This is a genomic window from Bacteroides zhangwenhongii (assembly GCF_009193325.2).
Lineage (GTDB): Bacteria > Bacteroidota > Bacteroidia > Bacteroidales > Bacteroidaceae > Bacteroides > Bacteroides zhangwenhongii.
The window spans coordinates 4,954,565-4,977,327 of the sequence record NZ_CP059856.1 but is presented as its reverse complement, the minus strand read 5'-3'; the positions used below and the strand labels follow the sequence as shown (position 1 = coordinate 4,977,327).

Annotated in this window: 14 protein-coding genes; 8 read left to right on the top strand and 6 right to left on the bottom strand. The window is 43.3% G+C overall.

The annotated features are described in order from the left end of the window. Window positions 1-161: 161 nt before the first annotated feature. The 6 genes from GD630_RS19650 to GD630_RS19625 all read left to right on the top strand — a co-directional run bounded on the left by GD630_RS19650 (window position 162) and on the right by GD630_RS19625 (window position 11,908). On the top strand, window positions 162-3,644 hold the full coding sequence (locus GD630_RS19650; RefSeq protein ID WP_143868752.1) for a TonB-dependent receptor: 3,483 nt from the start codon (window positions 162-164) through the stop codon (window positions 3,642-3,644). A 17-nt stretch (window positions 3,645-3,661) separates the two neighbouring features. Further along, window positions 3,662-5,458, top strand: a complete 1,797-nt coding sequence (locus GD630_RS19645) for a RagB/SusD family nutrient uptake outer membrane protein (RefSeq protein ID WP_143868716.1) — start codon at window positions 3,662-3,664, stop codon at window positions 5,456-5,458. An 18-nt stretch (window positions 5,459-5,476) separates the two neighbouring features. After that, window positions 5,477-6,394 carry an endonuclease/exonuclease/phosphatase family protein gene (locus GD630_RS19640; RefSeq protein ID WP_229118813.1) on the top strand — a complete coding sequence of 306 codons (918 nt, stop codon included), beginning with the start codon at window positions 5,477-5,479 and terminating at the stop codon, window positions 6,392-6,394. 32 nt (window positions 6,395-6,426) lie between these two features. Next, on the top strand, window positions 6,427-8,280 hold the full coding sequence (locus GD630_RS19635; protein WP_143868714.1) for an outer membrane protein assembly factor BamB family protein: 1,854 nt from the start codon (window positions 6,427-6,429) through the stop codon (window positions 8,278-8,280). Window positions 8,281-8,402: 122 nt separating this feature from the next. After that, window positions 8,403-10,460 (top strand): glycoside hydrolase family 65 protein, encoded by a 2,058-nt coding sequence (locus GD630_RS19630; RefSeq protein ID WP_143868712.1) that lies wholly within the window; start codon window positions 8,403-8,405, stop codon window positions 10,458-10,460. Beyond that, window positions 10,460-11,908, top strand: a complete 1,449-nt coding sequence (locus tag GD630_RS19625; RefSeq protein ID WP_143868748.1) for a sialate O-acetylesterase — start codon at window positions 10,460-10,462, stop codon at window positions 11,906-11,908. The genes GD630_RS19630 and GD630_RS19625 overlap by 1 nt, the downstream gene beginning before the upstream one ends. A 177-nt stretch (window positions 11,909-12,085) precedes the next feature. Here the strand turns inward: GD630_RS19625 and GD630_RS19620 are convergent, their stop codons facing one another. Next, complete coding sequence (locus tag GD630_RS19620; RefSeq protein WP_143868710.1) at window positions 12,086-13,654, bottom strand: beta-N-acetylhexosaminidase; 1,569 nt, start codon at window positions 13,652-13,654, stop codon at window positions 12,086-12,088. Window positions 13,655-14,908: 1,254 nt separating this feature from the next. On the opposite strand from GD630_RS19620, the gene GD630_RS19615 reads away from it, so the two are divergent. Beyond that, window positions 14,909-15,970 (top strand): IS5-like element IS1169 family transposase, encoded by a 1,062-nt coding sequence (locus GD630_RS19615; RefSeq protein WP_008777670.1) that lies wholly within the window; start codon window positions 14,909-14,911, stop codon window positions 15,968-15,970. A 184-nt stretch (window positions 15,971-16,154) separates the two neighbouring features. Beyond that, window positions 16,155-17,120, top strand: coding sequence for an extended-spectrum class A beta-lactamase CfxA3 (locus GD630_RS19610; protein ID WP_004348227.1), 966 nt, complete (start codon window positions 16,155-16,157; stop codon window positions 17,118-17,120). 92 nt (window positions 17,121-17,212) lie between these two features. Here GD630_RS19610 and GD630_RS19605 read toward each other — a convergent pair whose 3' ends face one another. The 5 genes from GD630_RS19605 to tnpC all read right to left on the bottom strand — a co-directional run bounded on the left by GD630_RS19605 (window position 17,213) and on the right by tnpC (window position 22,552). Next, window positions 17,213-18,616 (bottom strand): hypothetical protein, encoded by a 1,404-nt coding sequence (locus tag GD630_RS19605; protein ID WP_004292734.1) that lies wholly within the window; start codon window positions 18,614-18,616, stop codon window positions 17,213-17,215. 282 nt (window positions 18,617-18,898) lie between these two features. Then, complete coding sequence (locus GD630_RS19600; RefSeq protein WP_004292742.1) at window positions 18,899-20,014, bottom strand: DUF6371 domain-containing protein; 1,116 nt, start codon at window positions 20,012-20,014, stop codon at window positions 18,899-18,901. 3 nt (window positions 20,015-20,017) lie between these two features. Continuing rightward, window positions 20,018-21,115 (bottom strand): AAA family ATPase, encoded by a 1,098-nt coding sequence (locus GD630_RS19595; protein WP_004348225.1) that lies wholly within the window; start codon window positions 21,113-21,115, stop codon window positions 20,018-20,020. Window positions 21,116-21,120: 5 nt separating this feature from the next. After that, window positions 21,121-21,495: an excisionase family DNA-binding protein gene (locus GD630_RS19590; RefSeq protein ID WP_004338328.1), complete on the bottom strand. Its 375-nt coding sequence runs from the start codon at window positions 21,493-21,495 to the stop codon at window positions 21,121-21,123. 199 nt (window positions 21,496-21,694) lie between these two features. Further along, window positions 21,695-22,552 carry a transposon Tn4555 protein TnpC gene (gene tnpC / locus GD630_RS19585; protein ID WP_004339687.1) on the bottom strand — a complete coding sequence of 286 codons (858 nt, stop codon included), beginning with the start codon at window positions 22,550-22,552 and terminating at the stop codon, window positions 21,695-21,697. Between the last annotated feature and the right edge of the window lie 211 nt (window positions 22,553-22,763).

The following is a 22,763-nucleotide window of genomic DNA, read 5'->3' as shown; positions in this document are numbered from 1 at the left end:
TTCCGGCCCCTGAATCTCCTTTTCAACAACTTTCAAGTGTGAATATGTTTTCAAGAGAGATGGTGCAAAGTTAGCAAAATACATCTCTTTTAAAACGGGTTATTCGAGTTTTAATTAAATAATTTGTTTATTTTATGAATTACAGGAAGAAGGCCATATTAATGGTCGTGGCTCTCTTTTGCCTTAACGTAGCAATGCTGGCCCAAGCTATTTCATTGAAAATGAATAACGTTTCGGTGAAGGAGGCGATGACTCAATTGAAAAATAAGAGCGGATATTCTTTCGTATATAAGGTCGGTGATCTGGATACCCGAAGGATTGTGAGTGTAGAGGCAAAACAGTTGAATGAAGCTGTCGATCAGATTTTGTACGGACAAAATGTTGTCTATGAGATAAAGGGTAAAAATATAATAGTTCAGAAAGGACAATCCCGTCAGAATACTTCAAAAGACAATAAAAAACATCGGATTACAGGTATTGTGAATGATATGAACGGTGAACCCATTATTGGTGCCACAGTGAAAGAAAAGGGAAGTTCCAACGGAACGGCAACCGATTTGGATGCAAGATTCTCGTTGGAAGTATCACCGGATGCAATATTGGAAATTTCCTATATCGGTTATCAAACACAAGATGTCAGTGTGAAGAATCGGAGCAGCTTGATAATCACGTTGAAAGATGATACGCAGGCACTGGATGAGGTGGTTGTGGTTGGGTTTAGTACGCAAAAAAAGATAAACTTGACAGGTGCGGTAGAGAATGTATCATCAGATGTATTTGAAAATCGTCCGGTGGCCAATGTCACACAGATGTTACAAGGAGCTGTCCCTAATTTGAATATTTCGCTTGCCGACGGTAAGCCTAATCAGTCAGCTTCGTATAATATCCGTGGTGTGACATCCATCGGAGCAGGTGGCAGTGCATTAGTCCTGATAGACGGTGTAGAAGGCGATCCGGCCATGCTGAACCCGAATGATATAGAAAGTGTGTCCGTATTGAAAGATGCAGCTTCGGCGGCCATATACGGTTCACGTGCTCCGTATGGCGTTGTCTTGATTACAACGAAAGATCCCTCGAAGCAAAAAGATAAGTTCACTATCAATTATACGGGGAACTTTTCTTATGAAACTCCGTATGCAGTGCCGGATGTGGTCGACGATGGTTATGTTTGGGCATATCTGTTCCGTGAGGCAGAATTTAATTATCGCGGGATAGAACCTACCAGTATTAATAAGTCGCAGCCTTTTTCAAAAGAATGGCTGGAAACTTTCCGGCAGAGGAAATTAGCGGGCAACACATTACAGACAGCAGTGGGACCTGACGGCAAGTACACATATTATGGAAATGAAGATTATTATGATGCGCTTTATAAAGACCACACATTTGCTCAGTCACATAACGTATCCATTAGTGGTTCTAATGGAAAAATCAGTTACTACACTTCCGCCCGTTTGTACGATTACGATGGTCTGTTCAATTATAACTCGGACACCTACCGTACAATGAATATGCGTACCAAAGTCAGTGCACAAGTATTCGATTGGTTGAAAATTTCTAATAATATAGATTATACTCATGACAAATATTCTCAACCGCTAGGGTACATCGGACAGAATGAAGGTCTGGTATGGAAAGGTATCAATATGGAAGGGCATCCGTCCGAGCCGATTTTTAATCCTGACGGAACTTTAACCCATTCCGGAGCGCGTTCTGTTGGCGGATTAGTGACGGGGGACAACTGGATAAAGCGTACGACGAAAACTTTAAAGAATACAACTACCCTGAACGTAACGCTGCTGGACAATAAATTGCGGTTTACGGGTGACTTTTCTTTTCGTACAAAAGATTTTATAGAGGATAAGAAAACAACTGCTGTCCCGTATAGCGATTATGAAGGGGTAATTAAGTATTTGGGAACACCGGAGACCGATGATGAAATGTCGGAGAAAGTGCAACAGACCACTTATATATCCACCAATGTGTATGCTGAATATGAGAATACATTTGCAGGCAAACATTATGTGAAAGCTTTGGTTGGATATAACTATGAACAACAGGATTATAAAGCAATCTCTTCGGAGCGGAATGGATTGTTAATGCCTGATGTGGAAAATATCAACTTTGCTATGGGAGACAATATGTCTATAAAAAGTGATGGTAACCGTTGGCGATACGCCGGGGCATTTTTCCGGTTGAACTATTCTTATGATAACCGTTATCTATTCGAGGTGAACGGACGTTACGACGGCTCGTCGAAGTTTCCCAACAACTCGCAATGGGGATTTTTCCCTTCGGCTTCGGCAGCATGGCGTTTTTCGGAAGAAAAGTTCTGGAAAGTAAATCCTGATATTATCTCCAATGGAAAACTGCGTGTCTCTTATGGTGCATTAGGGAATAGCAATGTGAAACCGTATTCTTATCTGGAAAAGTTCACATTGAAGACTTATTCTACTACCGGCTCTTCGAGTGAGGGACGTTACCTGGACGGTAAGGCGCAACTACGTTATACGCTCAATCCGGATCAAATCCCAGATAATATCGGTTGGGAGACTTCACGAACCATAGACGCAGGTATTGATTTAGGGTTTTGGAACAACAAGATTACGCTGTCCGCCGATTATTATGTACGTAAGACTGTTAATATGTATACGGTGGGTCCGACGCTTCCCGATACGTTCGGAGCGTCATCACCCAAAGGAAACTATGCCGATATGAGTACCTACGGTTATGAAATTTCATTGGGGTATAATGATTCGTTCCGTTTAGCGGGCAAACCATTCAGTTTCGGTGTTAAGGCAACCCTTGCCGACTATCATTCGGTGATAGATAAATACAATAATCCAAAACGTGACCTCGATGATTACTATGTTGGCCAACGTATTGGTGAAATTTGGGGCTTTGTTTGTAATGGCTTGTTCCAGTCTCAGGAAGAAATTGATGCAGCCTTTGACGGAAAGGGCTACAAAAACAATCTGATGCAGACATCTGTCAATTACATCACTTATCCGGGTGATATGCGCTTCGAAGACTTGAATAATACAGGCACTATTGATAATGGGGCTAATACGGTAGACTCGCCGGGGGACCGGAAGGTTATAGGGAACACTGAACCCCGTTACATATACACAATCTCGCTCAGTGCCGACTGGAATAATTTCTTCTTGTCAGCCATGTTTGATGGTGTGGGGAAACAAAATTGGTATCCCAGCGGTGAAAGTTCTTTCTGGGGACAATACAACCGCCCTTACAATCAGGTTCCGTTATGGCATTTGAACAATTATTGGACAAAAGATCGGCCGGATGCCTATTTACCTCGCTATTCGGGCTATTATAATCCGTTGTATAAAGGTACGGCTAATACACGCTACTTGCAGGATGTATCTTATTTCCGGCTTAAAAATCTGCAGTTCGGTTATAACCTGCCAAGGAAGTGGATCGCAAAAGCAGGTTTCTCTAAAGTTTCCGTTTACTTCTCGGGTGAAAATTTATGGTCGTGGTCTCCACTCTATCGCCACACGAAAGATTATGATGTGACGGTTGTTACGAAAGGATCGGATACCGACCTTACCTCCGGATCAAAGGGGGATGGTTTTAACTATCCGACGATGCGGAATCTCAGTTTAGGAATATCTATCACTTACTAAATGGAAATAAAGAAGATATGAAAAAAATAAGTAATATACGTACTATCCTACTTCTCTGTGCTACGCTATTATTGGGAAGTTGTGACTTGACCGAGACGATGCAGGTGGAGGCTGACAAAGCTATGATTTTCGGTAGCGAGTCGGGGTTGCGTCTCTATGCCTATTCTTTCTACCGGGCATTACCAACACTCTCTACGGGTTACAATCAAGACGAAATGTGTGATATTGCTGCTGTCCGGCAGACAGATGTATTTATACAGCAGAATGCATATAATGCGGAGACAGCTACCAGTTGGAGTTGGGGTACGCTTCGGAACATCAATTATTTTATTGACGGCTGTCATTCAAAGGAATGTACGGTAGATGCTGCTACCCGTGATAATTATTTGGGTATTGCCCGTTGGTTCCGTGCTTGGTTCTATTACAATAAGTTGACCCAATACGGAGAAATTCCTTGGTTTGGTAGTGAAATCCAGTCCTATCAGTATGATATCATGTATAAAGAACGTGATAGCCGCGACGTTATTATCCGGAACATGATTGAAGACTTGGATTTTGCTTATGAACATATTCAGGCAACTTCTTCCGTCAACAGTTCTACGTTGACTAAGTGGGCAGCCGCCGCACTCAAATCCCGTGTATGTCTGTTCGAAGCCGCTTTTCGTCGTTATCATAAACTCACAGGGCTCGAAATTACTGCGGAAGAACTCTACGCGCAGGCTGCTGGTGCTGCCAAGCTGGTGATGGATAATAGCGGACTATCATTGAATATGGCGACAGGTACAAAAGGAGCTTACCGTGATTTATTCTACCTGGAGACCCCGATAACATCGGAAATCATTTTGGCGGTATGCGCCAATAGTGCATCGGGTATCTACGGAACCCAAAACTACTGGTATAACTCTCTTTCGTATGGTAAAGGTTGGAGCCTGGTTCGCCCGTTTGTCAATACATATCTGAATTTGGACGGTACTCCGTTCACTTCCGGAACCGGTTATGAAACTAAAAGCTTTGCTGCAGAAATGAAAGACCGTGACTTGCGGTTGGCTCAGACGGTTCGTGGATTGGATTTCAAACGGGATGGAAAAGCGACTGTAGCCGATATGACAGTTTGCCTGACCGGTTATCATGTGATAAAGTATTCGCTTGATGATACTAAGTATGATAATAATGAAAAGAATAACAACAGTATTCCGTTGCTGCGGTATGCCGAAGTCTTGCTCAACTATGCCGAAGCACAGGCTGAACTGAGGAAACTTACTGATACTGATTGGAACAATACTATCGGTGCTTTGCGTCGGCGTGCGGGGATCACAGGCGGAACGGAAAAACTGCCTACAACCGCAGATACTTATTTGCAGCAAACGTTCTATCCGGATGTCGCAGATCCTGTATTGTTGGAAATCCGTCGTGAGCGTGCTATAGAATTGGTAGCGGAAGGAATGAGATTTAATGATCTACGTCGTTGGAAATGCGGTGAGTTGATTGAACAACTTCCTTGGACGGGGATGCACATCACTGCATTGAATACGGATATTGACTTGAATGGTGATGGTACTCCGGATTGTTATTTTACCGACAACGGTACACAGTCGTCTAATAAAGACTGTAAAACGGTCAACGTGAAAAATGAAACAGGACTCTACGTTACTACGGCTCCTGCCGGTGGTTATGATTTGCAATACAATCCCGGTACGGGAAACCGCATCTGGTATAGTGATGACCGTCAATATCTCTATCCTATTCCGGCACAAGTAATCCGTGACTATGAAAGTGCCGGATATAAACTTTCACAAAACCCGAATTGGAATTAAAATAATAAAAGATTTACTATGATGAAATTTAGCCAAATATTGCCTGTGGTTGCTATTTATTTTATAGCATTAGGCGGATGTAGTAATACCGCCCCCGATTATTCCGAGTTTTATAGAGACCCTGAAACGGTCAAAGAAGAAGATCCCTCTTTGAATGACAATCAGATCAAGATTATGTCGTTCAATATACGTTATTATAATGCCAATGATAAAGAGGATAAAGCTTGGGATGTCCGTAAAGCTGCTTTCATACCGATGATTGCCGAACAAAGGCCGACAGTGATAGGCGTACAGGAAGCTCGTCCTCCACAACTGAAATGGTTGGAAGATAATTGGAAAGACTATGCATATATAGGCAAGGGGCGTCGTAACAATAATTCCAACACGGATGAATTTGTTCCTATCTTTTATCGGAAAAAAGCAGTTGAGTTGATCGATTGGGGGTGTTTCTGGCTTTCCGAGACACCGGATGTTGCGGCTTCTCAGGGGTGGGACAGCACCGTTCCCCGTGTTGCCACATGGGCAGTTTTCAAACACCTTGCTTCCGGTAAGAGATTCTTCTTTATTAACACTCATATTGATGTGGGGTCTAAAGTGGCACCGGTCAAGTCGATGGAAGTGATTATAAGTAAAATGTCGGAACTGAATCCCGAAAACTTGCCGATGTTGTTGACAGCTGACTTTAATAAACAGATTGACAGTGATATTTTTGACGGAGTTAAAAAGTTTATGACTAACGTACGCTTGTCGGCTCCGGTCACCGACTCGAAACACTCATATACAGGATTCGGAACAGCTACTCCTTATATCGTAGACCATATATTCTGTACCGGTTTCAAGCCTTTGAAGTTTGAAACGATAGATAAAGTCTACGAAAAAATCACCTATATCTCCGATCATTATCCTATCATCGGCAAATTGGAATATGTAAAGTGATGAATTGTTCATATTAAAATTACAGAAACGCAATGAAAAGAATATTATATGTAGTAGTCGCTGCAATCTGTTTGTTGACAGGCTGTGCTCCTGATGATGAATCTTGGGTACAGGCCGGATTTACCACAGACAAGGAATCTTATGAGATTGGCGACCAGATAACTCTTACGAATACCTCGACAGCCGGAAACGCCCAGATTGCAGTCTGCAAATGGGAGTTTATGGGTAAGGTGATGTATGACCTGGCTTCTCCTGCGCCGTTTTATGTGAATGAAGGAGGGGAATACTTGTTTCGCTTGACTGTTACGTCAGATCGTGGAGCTATCAAGTCGGTTTTTGAAAAGACAATAAAGATAATAGATGACGGTATCCGTCCCATTGCCGATTTTAGCTGGTCGCCCGAACAGATTGTGGCAGGTGAGGAAATTACCTTTACCGACCAGTCGAAAGTAGTGGAAGGACGTGAGATTGTTGCGAGAGAGTGGACGTTCGGGGCTATTCTTTCAACGGAAGAAAACCCGAAAATAACTTTTGGCTCGCATGGGAAAATTAACGTTTCACTGACTGTAACGGATAATAAGAAACGGAAAGATACCAAAACGGTTACAGTAGAGGTAGCCAAGAGTGCCGGTAGTCTTGGTGTGTTGTGGTCACATCCGTATGATGAGCAGGGAACGGTTATACATACTTCGCCGGCAACAAGTTCGGATGGGCAGTATGTTTATGTTTCATCCAGCAATTACAATCTGGTTTGTTTCTCTAAGTCTGGTGACCAACTTTGGAAATTTGATTGCGGACAGAATAATGAACCTAATAGAGGTTCTTCCTATCAGCATCCGACTCCTTCTGTTGACTCTGATGGAACGGTTTATGTGGCTGTCGGGGATAACACTTCTGCTGCAGACAAAAATAAGTCAGCCAGTCTTTATGCTATTGCAGGTGGTGCGGATGGAGGTGTGCAGAAATGGTTTACTCCGATTGGGGCTAAGTCGAGTATGCGTCCATTCGGTGCTCCGGTGGTTACAGACCGATACGTGATGATTTTGACAAATTCAGCTCCAAGTACCGATGGTAAGCATTTTCGTATTTATGATAAGACATCCGGTAGTTTGAAGTATGCCGAAAAAACATCTTCCGGAACCTACGGTGGCTGTGTCGGATTGAAAGATGGCAGGATACTTGTCAATACTGGTCAGAGTGGAGGTCGTTCATACGGTACTCATATATTTTTCCCGAATGGTGGTAGTTGGAATAAATCGACCAATGAACAGGACTATGCTCCAAGCGATCAGCCTAATGGAAGTCAGTTAGCTGTTGGCGCAGATGGAAAAGTCTATGTCCTTTGTCACAATCTGGGAGCTAAATTATCGACAACTGATACGCAAGCGTTGGTTTATTGTTATGATACAAAGAAGACGATCGAAGGGGCGGTGCCTACGCCTGAGTGGTATACGGCTGTCAAAGGAAGTAACAAACAAACTGGTTATGGCTTGGTAGTCGATGCTAAGGGAGTGGTGTACGTTGCTACGGACCAATATATAAGTGCGATTTCTTCTACCGGCTCCATCCTTTGGGAAACGGCAGTAGCAGGTACTGCTTATGGTGTTCCGGCTATAGATAATGAAGGATACATTTATTATAATGATACGGATAAAGGCTCACTTGTGAAACTCGAACCAAGTACCGGACAGGCGATAGCTTCACTTCAATTGGGTACAGAATTGAAGTCTTCTCCGACCATCTCTCCAGATGGTGTTATCTATGTGACCGGTATGCTGGACGGAAAGCCGACCCTATTTGCTGTTGAAGGCGCAGCGACAGGTTATGCAGCCAATGCGTGGTCGCAGATGGGCGGTAATCCGGGTAAGAGCGGATATATGTATTAGTTTTTTTATCCATACAGACTTTTAGTTAGCATGTTTCTTTTCTCATCGGAGCGGGTTTTGCCTTGCTCCGATGAGAAAAGACTGGCTATGCATTCATAAGAGGCTTATAAAATACAGATAAAATGAGAAAAAGAAACTTTTTAATATTACTGCTGTTGAGCGGGTTGTGCCCATTTATCGGTATGTCCGCACAAGATGTCTGGAAAATTACTGCAGAACAAATTGACCCCCAATCTTATTATGGAATAACTGTAGCTAATGGAATGTTGGGGTTAGTCTCTTCTCCCGAACCTTTGAAGATTTCCCGCGTCGTGTTGGGAGGAGTTTATGATATCTATGGTAAAGGGAGAGTCAACAATTTCCTGCATGGCATCAATATGCTTGATACGGAATTGCAGATAAACGGCTCTACGGTGAGGGCTTCCCAGATATCCGGTTACAAACAGACTTTGGATATGCGTCGGGGAGTGTTTTGTGGAGAATTTGATTATAAATCACTGGCCCGTGTTGAATATCAATATACATCATTGCGTCATTTGCCTTATTCATGTTTGTTGCGTGTGCAGATCATTCCGAAAGAAAACATAGAAGTATCCGTAGCGAATATAATGATGGTACATGAGTCACTGCGTAATCCGCAGGAATATTACAACCGGATTTTCAATGGAAAGACAGCGATTGACCTCTGCACGTCGGTAGCAAAATCTCCGGTCCGGGAATTTGAAATCGGGGCTTGTTCGTCGTTTGTCTTCGATGACTCCTTTCCTCGTCCGGAAGTCTGTCATCGAAGTGCACGGGGAGTCGGGGTACATACGCAAGAGTTTACGGTCCGTTTACAGGCAGGTCAACCCTACACTTTTTCGATTATAGGGACGACGCTTTCCTCTGTCACTCATGCCGATGTCAGGAATGAGGTGGAACGGCTGACGGCATTTGCTGCGATAGAAGGTGTCGAACGATTGTGGAGTAAGCACGAGGCTGCATGGGGTAAACTTTGGGAAAGTGATATAGTGATTGAGGGCGATCTTCAGTCGCAACAGGATATTCACAGTATGCTTTATCATACGTATGCTTTTGTGCGTGAAGGCTCGGGATTGTCCTGTTCTCCGATGGGACTTTCGGGCTTCGGCTATAACGGACACGTGTTTTGGGATGCTGATACGTGGATTTTTCCGGCTTTGTTACTACTTCATCCCGAATTGGCGGAATCAATGATAGAGTATCGTTATCAACGTCTGGACGCAGCCAAGCATAATGCTTTTATGCACGGTTACAAAGGAGCAATGTATCCATGGGAAAGTAGTGATAAGGGAAACGAGGATAATACGGTAACCAACATCTATGGTCCTTTCGAAAATCATATTACAGGGGATGTGGCTATGGCAACCTGGCAATATTATTCAGTGGTGCAGGATTTGGAATGGCTTCGCCAAAAGGGATTTCCCATCATTAGTGCCGCTGCCGATTATTGGGTGAGCCGTTCGGAACCGAATGAAGCAGGAGAGTATGAAATCAGGAATGTGATTGGAGCGGATGAATGGAATCAGAATCCTCAAGGGGGAAAGAACGTGAATAATAATGCTTATACAAACGGTGTCGCAAAATCTACTTTGGAAGCTGCCTGCAAAGCTGCCAAACTGCTGAATATGAAATCTGACCCGATGTGGGCGACTGTTGCGGGAAAACTCCGTTTCCGGCAACTGGCCAATGGAGTAACGGCAGAACATGATACGTATGACGGAGCTATAACGAAGCAGGCCGATGTTTGCCTGTTGGCTTTCCCTTTAAAGCTTGTTACGGATAAAGAGCAAATTCGAAAAGATCTCGAATACTATCTTCAGACTGTTCCGAGAAAGAAAACACCTGCCATGTCGAAGTCCATTTACTCCATTTTGTTTACTCGATTGGGAGATCGTGAACGTGCATGGCATTATTTTAGGGATTCCTATTGTCCCAATCTGAATCCGCCATTCCGGGTGATAGCTGAATTTGACGGTGGTACGAATCCCTATTTCCTGACAGGGGCTGGCGGTGTGTTGCAGTCGGTATTGATGGGATTTGGCGGACTGGATATTACGGATAAAGGGATTGTTGCCGGAAAAGGAACGCTTCCTGACGCTTGGAAATCAATTACCTTGAAAGGCATAGGAAAGGAAAAGAAAAATTATACGATCAAATGATGCGAAGGATATTTATTTTTATAGGAATGATATTGGGTGTGATAAACGTACCTGCTAAAGTCGTTTTATCTTCCCTCTTTACCGATAATATGGTTTTGCAACAGCAGACAGAGGTACAAATTTGGGGTGTGGCGTCATCTGGCGAAACGGTATTTATCTGTCCCTCTTGGGATAAGAAAACGTACGCAGCCCGTACCGATGCGACGGGTGCATGGCGTGTGAAGCTACAAACACCAGTAGCCGGTGGTCCTTATTCCATTCGTTTCAGCGAACGTGAAACGGGCTTGAATGAGGAAGAAACATTGACGCTTCATGGTATCCTTATTGGTGAAGTGTGGTTTTGTGCCGGTCAGTCAAATATGGAAATGCCGTTAAAAGGAAAAGCCAACCAACCTATTGATGAAGCGGTGGATATGATTGTTCATGCCCGTCCCTCACGGCCTATACGGATTTGTACTATTGGGCAGGAAGGGGCGCGGACGCCACAGAAAGAGTGTCAGGCACGTTGGTTGAAAAATACTCCGGAGGTAGTTGCGGAAACCAGCGCAACCGCTTATTTCTTTGCAAACTATCTTCAGGAAGTACTTGATGTGCCTGTCGGCATTATCATTTCCTCGTGGGGTGGAACGGCTATTCAAGCTTGGATGAACCGTGAGACGTTAACTTCTTTCGACACCTTCGATCTTGCTTTTCTTGACGATACAGCATTTATTGAACATCCGAAATATCAGCCTTGTATGCTTTACAATGCTATGATTGCTCCTGCCGAACGGTATACCATCAAAGGATTTCTGTGGTATCAGGGTGAATCCAACCGCAAAAATCCCGGTTTATATCGTAAGTTACATCCAGCCTTTGCCAAGATGTTGCGTGAGAAGTGGGGGCAAGGTGAGTTACCGTTTTATTATGTGCAGATTGCTCCTTTCGCATACGAAGGTGAAGAACTGGTCGGGAGTGCCTTGTTACGTGAGGCTCAGTTGCAAAACCTAAAAGAGATTCCGAACTGCAATATGGTGGTAACGATGGATATTGGAGATCGTGACTGTATTCATCCGGCTCGGAAACGTAGAGTGGGGGAGCGGTTGGCGTTGCTGGCTCTTTCCGGCAGTTACGGGTTCGGGGGATTTGTGCCGGACACGCCTGTTTGCCAATCAATGGAAGTGAGTGAAGGTAAAGCATACCTCACTTTTGATTGCGGTATCGAAGGACTTGCGCCGTTGGGGGCTACTTTCTCAGGTGTGCAAGTGGCTGGAGATGATCGTGTCTTTTATCCCGCTACTGCACAAATTGAAAAATACACAGGACGTCTGGAGGTGAGTTGTGACAAAGTTCCTTTTCCTGTGGCAGTCCGCTATTGTTTTCGAAATTATGAGAAAGGGACACTTTACAGTCGTTATGGCATACCTGTTTCCTCATTCAGGACTGATACTTGGGAGATAGAAGAATAGCTTTTGGCGTTACTTATATTTAGTATCTTCTGTTTCCTTATTCTCTTATGCATTTGAATAGACAAATCATCTGTCATCCTACACCAATCGCACCTTATATTGCTGAATACTAGTATATTAATAGGGTGTAGGATAGTGGTGTAGGATGGTTGCAGATGCGGTGTATCTTGCATGGATTTATTTTATCTGAAGTTTCTTATCATTTTCTAATGCTTTTGAAAACATTTGATAATTCTTATTCTTCTCCTGACACCATCCGGTTTCTGCATACGCTGCTATTCTAGGAAAGAGCAATCGATTCATACTTTCTACGGTCGGAGTAAATTCTCCCCACATCTGGCAACTGATACCTAACACATGGTTACGTTGTTCAGATGTCAACCCCTCGGGTATCGGATTAAACTGATATGCTTTTTTTAATGGAATCTTTTCATAACTATAATCGAGGTAAGTATATTCATGATAAGCATTTACTATATCATATCCTTTTTCAATGGTTTCTTTAATCAAAGAATAATCACCTTTCCAACAATGTACAATAGCATTCTTTGCTAATTTCTCATTTTGAACGGCAGTGTCTGTGGAAGACTGGTATTCGTGAAGTTTGTTACCAGTGATTTCATTCCATCCCATCATTCTTTTTCCTTTGGAGGACAACCAGTTTGAAATTCCATTAGTGAAATGCACCTGTAACTCAGCTGGTGTTTGTAGTGCATATTTTTGCATATAGGCTTGTATTACAGAAGATTCCTTCCAATGATTATATTTTACCTCGTCACCTCCAATGTGAATAACCGGAGAAGGAAACAGTTCAATGACTTCGCTTAGAATATCCTTTAGTGCATTCACTACCTTAGGGTCGGCTATATTGTATACATTATAATGAACGCCGAATTTTCCCGGTACACTAATAGGCGTGTTCTTTGTTCCTAGCCATGGATAAGAAGCGATAGCAGCACTAGCATGTCCGGGCATCTCAATTTCCGGAATAATATTAATATGTCGCTCATAGGCATATTCAATAATTTCCTTTATCTCTTTTTGAGTATAATATCCGCTGTGTGGTTTGCTATCAAATACATCACTTCCAAAATGATTTATTTCGCTGGAAGCACGATGAGAACCGATTTCGGTAAGTTTTGGAAATTTCTTTATCTCTATCCGCCAACCTTGATCATCGGTCAAGTGCCAATGGAATGTATTCATTTTCAGATAGGCCATTTGGTCAAGTAAGCGGCATACCACTTCTTTTCCTTTGAAATAGCGTGCTTCATCCAACATGAGAGCTCTCCAACTGAAAGCTGGATAATCGGTAATAGTTAATTGGGGAAGTATCCGGTTCGGATATTTTTCAACGAGTTGTCTTAGTGTTTGGATACCATAAAATATGCCGGTAGCCGAAGACGATTTAATCTGTATATTTCGATTTGAAATTTGCAGGATATATCCTTCTTTATGTGCAGGAAGAACAGTTTCGGATAGCTGTAGCTGAATCATTGCGTCAGATTTATCCATAGATAGTGCTGCAGTCAACCCTAATTCATGTAAATAGTTCTTTAGTAAAGATACTTCCTTGTTTAATTCTTTCGAAAACGAAATGGTAGCTGAACCATCCAGTCTGAATGTGCCGGATTGCATCAAAATCTCAGCAGGCTGTGGTATGAAACGAATGTTATCCGCCGCTTTAATAGGAAATAGAAAAACATTTGCTATTAGTAGGAAAATGAATATATATGGTATTCTCATACAGTTGTGTTTTTTAGAGAGATGGAAAATACGATGACTCTCCATCTCGTTTTTTATTTATTGAATAATTATATCATTAAGCAAAATCCAATCATTCTTCTTTTCTCTGTCTCTGACTGCTAATTTTATTCCCGGTTGCTGATTTTTAGTTTGGTCAACAATAGCCACTGCCCACTGATAAGTACCTTTGGGTACATCAGCCAAAGAAATAGAATAAGTATAAGAATGTTTTTCATTATGTAGCCAGTCCGAAGGTTCGGCACTGCCATCTACCCATGTTTGTACAAGATTCCCTTGCTGGTCAAATAATGCAAAGGCAGTATTTACAACCGATTATTACTCAATATTTTATAGATAATAAGTCAGAAATATGGTTGTTATTTTTAATTGCACATTCTAAAAGGTGAAGATTTAACGCTTTTATTGATTATTAACTCAAAAAGGACATCAACTTGGGTCGTTTCTTCTCTTTTCCTTGCTATTCGTTTCCGATATTCCACTTTTGTTTTGGTCTATCTCATATGTACTGCAAAGGTATTGATTTTTGTTTGATATTGCTCCTTGCTTGCTCCTTGTCGTAGATTAATTTTCACACAGGAATTTTTGTTCTCTTTCTATAGGGGCTTGAAACAATCCATTTATTGGAAACAATTAAAGACGGAGCTGGTTTGCCCCAGTGCTTTTTAAGAAACAGGGCAATTATTTTATCTCCACAAAGGCTCTTGTTCCCAATTATGAGGAAAGCCTAATAAACGAGTTCTTACTGATGGGTATTTCGATAAAAGCTGCTTGAAATCTGCAACAAAAGTGTTGCCCATAGAAATGGAGTTAAGCCAATACACCACATAGCAGAGTTGCGGATAAAGTGTTTGTTCACGGAACGAGAAATCCGTAATCCATGTGTTTGGCATACGCATAGGCATCATTGGCTTGACAGGAAAGACCCGATTTGACAGTCTTGAATGATGGGCGCAGCAATTACGAAGTACGGGTCTGGGTACGGATTAAAAGGCTAAGTGATTATTTCCAGTCATTTAGCCTTTTTAATTATCTAATTTTTCCCCACATTTTCCCCACAGCTGTCTATTTATATATTTTAGAAACATATTTTTCCGTAAAGTTATGTACCTTTGTCGGCAAATAAAGATATTCTCGTCAAACAAATATAAGAGGAGTTCTATAAATTAAAATATTGTAGTACAGTTGTTTATATGGTTCCAAGAGCGTAAATTTGCAGAAAATAAGAATTTTATAATGAACAAGTTATCCCGATACCGTAAGCTTCGTTATAATCAACTATTTGAGTCAGAGAATCGTGAATTGCGTTTGAATGAAATGGGCAATCCTCTTGAAGTGTTGTCTCAGTATGTTGATTTTGAGATCTTTCGTCCTACTCTTGAATCAGCCCTTTTTACCGGAGAGCGCAAAAGTAATGCCGGTCGTCCGCCGATAGACTGTGTGCTGATGTTCAAGGTCTTGTTTCTTCAGCGTTATTATGGTTTGAGTGACCATCAGATAGAGTATCAGATAGTTGACCGTACGAGTTTCCGCAAGTTTCTTGGTATTGAATGTGTTGACGATGTTCCTGACGAGAAGACGGTGTGGAAGTATCGCGAACTCCTGACAAATACAGGCGTTTATGACAAGCTTTTTTCGGAATTTCATAGTTTCATGGAAAGTAAGGGTCTGCAATTCAATGAGGGTCGCATCATTGATGCCAGTTTTGTTATTGCCCCTCGCCAACGTAACACCCGTGATGAAAATGAGCAGATAAAACAGGGAGCGGGTGATAAGTTGTGGAATGACAATCCCCACAAGAAGTGCCACAAGGATGTAGATGCCCGCTGGACAAAGAAGCGTGATGAGACTTTTTACGGCTACAAGCAGCATACTAAAGTTGAGAAACGCAATAAGATCATACTTTCTTATGATACCACGTCGGCAGAAGTGCATGATTCCAAAGGCTTTGAAGGACTGCTGGATGAAAAAGACGAAGGCAAGGACTTGTATTTGGACGCCGGTTATGTCGGACAAGAGGAGATTGTAAAACAGCATAAGATGAATCCGATAATTTGCGAAAAGGGCTACCGTAACCGTCCGCTTACCAAGGAGCAGAAATCAGACAATAGGAAAAAATCCAAGACACGTTGCCTTGTCGAGCATGTATTCGGGTTTGAGGAACAAACCATGCGTGGACTTGTGGTGCGTACAGTAGGGCTTATTCGTGCTAAAGCCAATGTAGCATTCACCAGTCTTGTGTATAACATCAGTCGTTACACGCAAATAATCAGGCTGAAACCTGAGTTGTTGGGGTGAATTATGCCTGCACATCCAATTTTTACAACAAACACAAGTTAATTATTGTAAAAATCGGGGGGGGGTAGAAAATATTCGCTAAATTTGCAAGACTAAAGCTCACAAATTGGGCAGTTAAAGAGTTCTGCTGTCTGATACAAGAGGATAAATTGAATTGATAGAACTCACCATAAATAATATAAACATGGAAAAAAACAGAAAAAAACAAATCGTAGTTTTGAGTATAGCTTTAGTTTGCATTTTCATCTTGGTATTTTCATTGTTCCATAAATCAGCGACAAAAGATAGCGCAAATCCTCCTTTAACAAATGTTTTGACTGATAGCATTTCTCAAATTGTCTCAGCTTGTCCTGGCGAAATTGGTGTGGCGGTTATTGTTAATAACAGAGATACGGTTAAGGTCAATAATAAGAGTGTTTATCCTATGATGAGTGTGTTTAAGGTTCATCAGGCATTAGCTCTTTGTAATGACTTTGACAATAAAGGAATTTCACTTGATACCTTAGTAAATATAAATAGGGATAAACTTGACCCAAAGACTTGGAGTCCTATGCTGAAAGATTATTCAGGGCCAGTCATATCATTGACAGTGAGAGATTTGCTGCGTTATACTCTTACTCAGAGTGACAACAATGCAAGCAACCTTATGTTTAAGGATATGGTTAATGTCGCTCAAACAGATAGTTTTATAGCCACACTCATTCCTCGTTCAAGTTTTCAGATAGCTTATACGGAAGAGGAAATGTCGGCTGACCATAACAAGGCTTACTCTAACTATACATCTCCTCTTGGTGCTGCAATGTTGATGAATCGTTTGTTTACTGAAGGTCTTATCGATGATGAGAAACAAAGTTTCATTAAGAATACGTTAAAAGAATGCAAAACAGGTGTAGATAGGATAGCAGCTCCACTTCTTGATAAAGAAGGGGTTGTTATAGCGCATAAGACAGGTTCAGGTGATGTTAATGAAAATGGTGTTCTTGCAGCTCACAATGATGTTGCCTATATATGTCTGCCTAATAATATCAGTTATACCTTAGCGGTATTTGTTAAGGATTTCAAGGGAAATGAATCACAAGCGTCACAATATGTTGCGCATATATCAGCTGTAGTATATTCTTTATTAATGCAAACTTCAGTAAAATCTTAAACTGCACTTGCTTTGATAATTAATGATAAACAATCTAAAAGCACTCTAATCGTTATCGGAGTGCTTTTAGATTACTAATCAAATTGCTTCTATTATAATTTGAATCCTCTACTTTTTCTTTCTTCCTGTTGCGGCACTCTTGCTCCATATCTAAGCCTGTGCCATTGCTCCCTGAACCAGTCGGCAATCGGCTTCCTGTTTATTGTCAGGTTCAGCCTGCTTTCATCGTCAGGGTCATTTTCCACCCTTAAAATATCATCCTTTATATCAAAGTTCCGCCTGTGTTGCTCGGAATAGATTTTACCGCTACATTTCAGGGCTTCTTTTTTGACTATAAGACTTTCAGTCATTTCTTTAGAGAATCCCAGCATGGCACAAAACTTTTCCATGCGCAGCATTTCCCTGAACATCGGAAACCACCTGAAAGCCTTGTCTATGATTCTGGCGAGCCGTGACAGTTCTTTTTCTTTCATGTCAAGTTCCTGCCTGTGCATTTCTCTGAGATTGTGGATTTGCGTATCATGCTGTTTCTGCATCTGCTGTACTTGGCTCTGCAATTTTTCAATATTGGTGTTCCGTTTTGAAACCTCGTCTTGCAGTTTTTCGTTGGCACGTTCCAGTTCTTTCAGTTTTCCACTCCCGAAAAGAGAAGCAACTCCACTAGTTATGGCTGTCGCTGCCGTGGTGGCTGTCTTCTTTAACTTGTCAGTGCGTATTTCTGATTTCACCTGTTTCAGTTCCTGCTCGGCAAGATTTATCTGTTCTTCTTTGTGCCGTTTGGCTGCATCCATGCGTTGCAGTTCAGCTTTCTGCTTCTCAATGATAAAGTCGTTCCGTTCCAGATGCTCCTTACCAGTGACAGCCTTTGACTGCCCGCGTTCCATCAGCAGGATGTCGGATGCAAGGGTCTGCATCTGCATCATGTCATCGTCATTGAGCTTTCGGCTCTTTCCTGTTTCGTGGTTCATCCAGTCGAAAACGATATGGGCATGATAGTTCGGCTTGAACCATCTGTCCCCGACTTTGAAGCTTTCCCTGTCTTCCGCTTCCGGCTGACCGTTCAGCCAATGCCCTTCATCCTTGTGCAGGAAGATTTGCAGCGGTGTGATTCCCCAGCGTCTTTGACACTCCTCACCGAATTTACGCACGTCTGCCAGTGTGGTGTCCGACCTGACAAGCAGCACTCCTTCACGTATGGGGGAGCATCCCGCAATCTTGACTATTTTACCGTTCTTGCCTTTGCGTTCACGCTCCTTTTCCTGCATGGCACGTCCGGTCTTTTCCTTTACCATCTGTCTGATATTGTCATAATGCATCCGCAAATCCGGACTGCCGAAGTCGGGATTTATCCACTGTTCGTTATCGGTGGATAGTTCAGGAACGACATAGATTCTGGACTCTCCGATGTGGCGCATGTATTCGGCAGTCCTCCTGTTGTGAGCCTCGCTCGATGCGATGTTGCAGGGCTTGATATGTATGCTTGATTTTGTTGCCATAGATACTTGTTTTTTGGTTTGTACTTTATTGTTTGCTTTTCCGCTGTCCGTAAACGCATGGGGTTCTTAGGGGTGCAACCCATAAGCGGAGATTGCAAAGAGAGGGTCACTCTTTGCTCTGGGTTCTCAGGGGAGAAACGCCCTGAGTGGGTCATTAGGGTAAAACCCTAATCCCCTCGGGAGAGCCCACAACTACGTAAGCGGAGCGTGTAGTTATAGTGGGCTATATCAATGGCAAGCCATTGTCTGCAAACTCCAGCCTACGGCTTCCGCTCTCCTCCGTCAGGGAGGTTTTTCATCATCGTTGCCGATTGGAGATGCACCGACCAGCACAAGGTCTAAATCGTCTATCAGTTTTTGCAGGACGGGATTCTTCTCTATCATCCGCTGGAGGATTCTCTCAGCCTCGACCAAGTGGTTGGCTGTACTCATCACCTTGCCCTCCCGTATCTGAAAGATAATCCAATCGGCTATGTCGATATGGGCTTCTTTTTGTTTCGGGGTGGCATTCCTTTCGATGATGTCCGAAACCACCACCTTACAAAAGTACATGCTCTCGGCTCGCTGTTTCCACTCGGCATAAGCATCGGCATCGGGAAAGAGAAGCACGGTTCGCCCTGACAGTACACGGAGTTTCTCTTCTCTCATCTGACTCTTACCACCCGTAGCCAGCCATACATAATCGGGGAAGATAGCAGAACCGATAACGGCACTCTTCTCGGATTCCACCAAGACCACCACCTTGTCGGGATGCGTTTTCAACAAGTGTTCCCCGAAAAGGCATTGGGATAGTTGCCAATCCTCTGCCAACACACGCTGCTTTTTCAATATGCTGTGTATCCAGTTCACTGCCGATGTCTGTCCTCCCTTGATACGGTGTCCGTCTTCGGGATTGTACTGCATCACCTTTCCCGTGCGTACCTTGCCCGTCCTGTCTATCTGCCAAAAGATAACAGAGCCGTCACGGGTAGCCCCCAAACGGTATTCCTCCAACAACCGCTTCAACACCTCTTTCGCCTTGTCGCCATAGTAGGAAGTAAGGAGTGTGAAGAGGAAACGGAAGAAATTGCTACGCTCGCTTTGCGACTTCTCCACATAGTGAGGGGGAATATAGCCGATGGCTGTCGGCTTACTTTGCTGCTTCACTTTCTTCTGCTCTGCTCTTTGCCTGTCAAAAGAGAAATCATTGGTAGTTCTGTGTTCAGGATGCTCTTGAAAATACTCTTTCGGAGTGTAGTGATACCCACAACCGCTTTCGTGGTTACATCTGCCGACCGATGGATGCAACGGCACATTATTTTCGTCCACGTAATAGACGAAAGAATGCCTGTCTCCGCATTTGGGGCAGGTATGCCGTGTTGCCGTTCCTTTATACTTCTGTAATGAATAATTGCCCATAGCTTAGTCCGTTTTTGATGGTTGATTGTCGGCTGTCCCATCCTGTCCCATTGTCCCACACTCTAAGGGTTGGGACAGTGGGACACTTGGGACACCTGCGTTTTTACTCTCTTTGCTGCGCTGGATGATACGGTTTACGGTGGACTTGCCACAATTCACCTGTGAGGCTATCTCCCTGACGGACTTGCCCGATTGGGAGAGTTGCAGAATTTGGCAATCCCTTTGGCTTGATTCATTGTCGCCCAATTTTTTCAAGTGTTCCTTTTCCGTGGAATAGCCCCTGAACACGAACTGCAAGAAAGCATCCACCTTGTCAATCTCGTAAACGATTACATTATCCGCATCATGAGAGAACGTGCCATAGCGCACTTTAAGCTGCTTCACATAGCGAAGCCCTCCGTCTTGGGCACTTTTTCCAATGGTGAACACGCTGTCAAAGAAATTGTAGAGCCGTTTGCTTCCGGCAAGGTCGTTGGATGTGATGGGACAATCCAAAGAGCGTTTGGGCGTATGTGCTAGGACAAGGATAGAGAGCGCATATCTCTTTTTGAGATTGTTCAGCTGAATCATCAGCCGTCCTGCGGCATCGCCTTTCTCCATGGCGCAACACAGGTAGGTAAGATTGTCAATGATGAAAATCTTGCAGTCGGTCTGCACAGCCATCTGTTCAATGCCGCCTATGATAGCTTCCTCAAAGTTGGCATCCAAAAGCTGGTTGCAGTCAATAGACACCCGATAGAGTTTGTCGGGAAAGGTGTAGAGCTCTCCATGCTCGTTGGTATAGCGGAGCTGGAACTGCTTTTCGGACAGTTCAAAGTCCAGATACAGCACATTGTCGGTTCGGGCGATGCGGTCGGCTATCTGCACGGCAAGGATGGACTTGCCCACGTTGGAATCGGCAAACAAGCAGGAGAGTTCCCCCTCGTACCAAAAGCTGTCCCACAGCGCACGGGGCGTAGGCAATAACGATGCTTCAAGAATGGTTTGGTTTGCCGTCTTGATATTCATCATGCCTACACTGTCGGGCATACCGTTATGCGCTTGGGATGCTTTTGTGAGGTCGCCACGTATCAGGTTGATATAGTTCTTATCCTCTTCCATATCATTCACCAGTTACGTGGGTTGGGCTTGCGACGGTGGGAAGAGGATAAGGACTTGTTCAGTTCCTCGTCTGACAACGGTATGGGATTCTTTCGGGCGGTTTCCAGCCACTTGTCCAGTTCGTCACGGTAAAGGCAATAGCGTTTGCCGGGCTTGGTGGCAGGGATTGTCCCTTCTGACAGTTTCATGTAGAGCGTACCCTTAGGGATACCTAAATACTCTGCTGCCTCGTCCACAGACATGGGCACGTGGGTGTCCACCGTTTTGGCATTGTTCACACTGCGCTGCTCGGCGAGCAGGCTTTTCAGGCTCATCACTTCGTCTCGAAGCTGAGCGACAACCTCGGGGAGGTCGTTGAAGGTAAGAATTGATTTTTCCATTCGCGTACTCGTCTCTTTTGTAAGACTTGGCGCAAAGGACTGAAATGATATATCCGTGAATATCTCCACGACACGTCATTGCAAAATAATTCCCGAATAATTAAGCCCAGCCATAAATGACGGGTAAAATTACTCGGGAAACGATGTAAAACAGGCGGTTATGAGTTACCGGATGGTTGTCGTTGGTGTCGTGATTATCCTAATTCCGCACATAATCCTCGGGATAGTGGAAATCAAGTTTGCCGTTTTCGGGTTCATCAATGGGAATTTCCGTCTTTAACGGCTCTACCTTGAAATTCTTGATGGTTGATAAGTCTGTATCAGCAAACGATTTCGGGAAAAGGGCTTTGATGAACTTGGCACGGTTATCCCCATTGTAGTATCTCTTGTACAGGAAACGCTCAGAGATATTCCATACGAAGTGACGGAGTGGAATGTTGTTGATGTCTTTGGTAAACGGTCTTTGTATGGGCTTCGGGGTATAAGTGTTAAGATTCATCCATTTGTCCACCTCAGTACAGATGTGGTTCACGGTTTCTTGGTCGGCAATGCGAGGCAGGTAATAATGGCAATACTCCATGACCATGCGGATGCGCTCTTCCTTTTCCCGTTGCTCTCTGCTTGCGTAATTGGCACGGTTCTTTTCGTGAAGATCCGGGGCGATAGTAAGCTCTATCGGTTGTGTTTGGATAAGTGTCTCTTCTTTTGTCGGGGATGATTCGGGTACAGGCTCAGGGACTGATGTAGGTCCAGGCACAGATGTGGCTTCTTCAAGTGTATTTTGTGACAGTTCTTCCTGCACCTCTATGGCTTCGGCAATCGTTTCTTTCTTGCCGAACTTGATTTTGTAGATTTCGTATGTATCAAAGATAAGTGTCTGAAAGGAGAGATAGAGCAACCATCCCAACAGGTTACAGCATACGAATACTATCCACCTGACAAAGTTGTCTTGGTTGAAGCTGTCCGCTATTACCAGCGTGGCAATGGAAGATATTAGGACGATGGCGAAGCCGACAAAGCCCAAGATGATGTATTTGTCCTTGATTGATGATTCCATATTTCGTTGAGAGATTGAATGTTCCTGTATTATTTTGTGCAAAGTTAATGCTATTTTTCCCAATTACTGCCCGTTATTTGCGGTTAGAACGGTCTTTTTCAATGTATTTCACGAAATGTCATCATATCATACTCTGTTTCATACTCTGAGGGGCTTATAAATGGTGGCATCAAGCCAAAAACATAGAGGGGCGATTATAGCCTTGTAGCCA

Excerpts from the sequence above, each read along its gene's own strand:
- GD630_RS19615 (WP_008777670.1), top strand. The coding sequence starts at position 14,909 with ATGAACAAGTTATCCCGATACCGTAAGCTTCGTTATAATCAACTATTT.
- GD630_RS19590 (WP_004338328.1), bottom strand. The coding sequence starts at position 21,495 with ATGGAAAAATCAATTCTTACCTTCAACGACCTCCCCGAGGTTGTCGCT.
- GD630_RS19620 (WP_143868710.1), bottom strand. The coding sequence starts at position 13,654 with ATGAGAATACCATATATATTCATTTTCCTACTAATAGCAAATGTTTTT.
- GD630_RS19645 (WP_143868716.1), top strand. The coding sequence starts at position 3,662 with ATGAAAAAAATAAGTAATATACGTACTATCCTACTTCTCTGTGCTACG.
- GD630_RS19640 (WP_229118813.1), top strand. The coding sequence starts at position 5,477 with ATGATGAAATTTAGCCAAATATTGCCTGTGGTTGCTATTTATTTTATA.
- tnpC (WP_004339687.1), bottom strand. The coding sequence starts at position 22,552 with ATGGAATCATCAATCAAGGACAAATACATCATCTTGGGCTTTGTCGGC.
- GD630_RS19605 (WP_004292734.1), bottom strand. The coding sequence starts at position 18,616 with ATGGCAACAAAATCAAGCATACATATCAAGCCCTGCAACATCGCATCG.
- GD630_RS19610 (WP_004348227.1), top strand. The coding sequence starts at position 16,155 with ATGGAAAAAAACAGAAAAAAACAAATCGTAGTTTTGAGTATAGCTTTA.
- GD630_RS19650 (WP_143868752.1), top strand. The coding sequence starts at position 162 with ATGGTCGTGGCTCTCTTTTGCCTTAACGTAGCAATGCTGGCCCAAGCT.
- GD630_RS19630 (WP_143868712.1), top strand. The coding sequence starts at position 8,403 with ATGAGAAAAAGAAACTTTTTAATATTACTGCTGTTGAGCGGGTTGTGC.
- GD630_RS19600 (WP_004292742.1), bottom strand. The coding sequence starts at position 20,014 with ATGGGCAATTATTCATTACAGAAGTATAAAGGAACGGCAACACGGCAT.
- GD630_RS19635 (WP_143868714.1), top strand. The coding sequence starts at position 6,427 with ATGAAAAGAATATTATATGTAGTAGTCGCTGCAATCTGTTTGTTGACA.
- GD630_RS19595 (WP_004348225.1), bottom strand. The coding sequence starts at position 21,115 with ATGGAAGAGGATAAGAACTATATCAACCTGATACGTGGCGACCTCACA.
- GD630_RS19625 (WP_143868748.1), top strand. The coding sequence starts at position 10,460 with ATGCGAAGGATATTTATTTTTATAGGAATGATATTGGGTGTGATAAAC.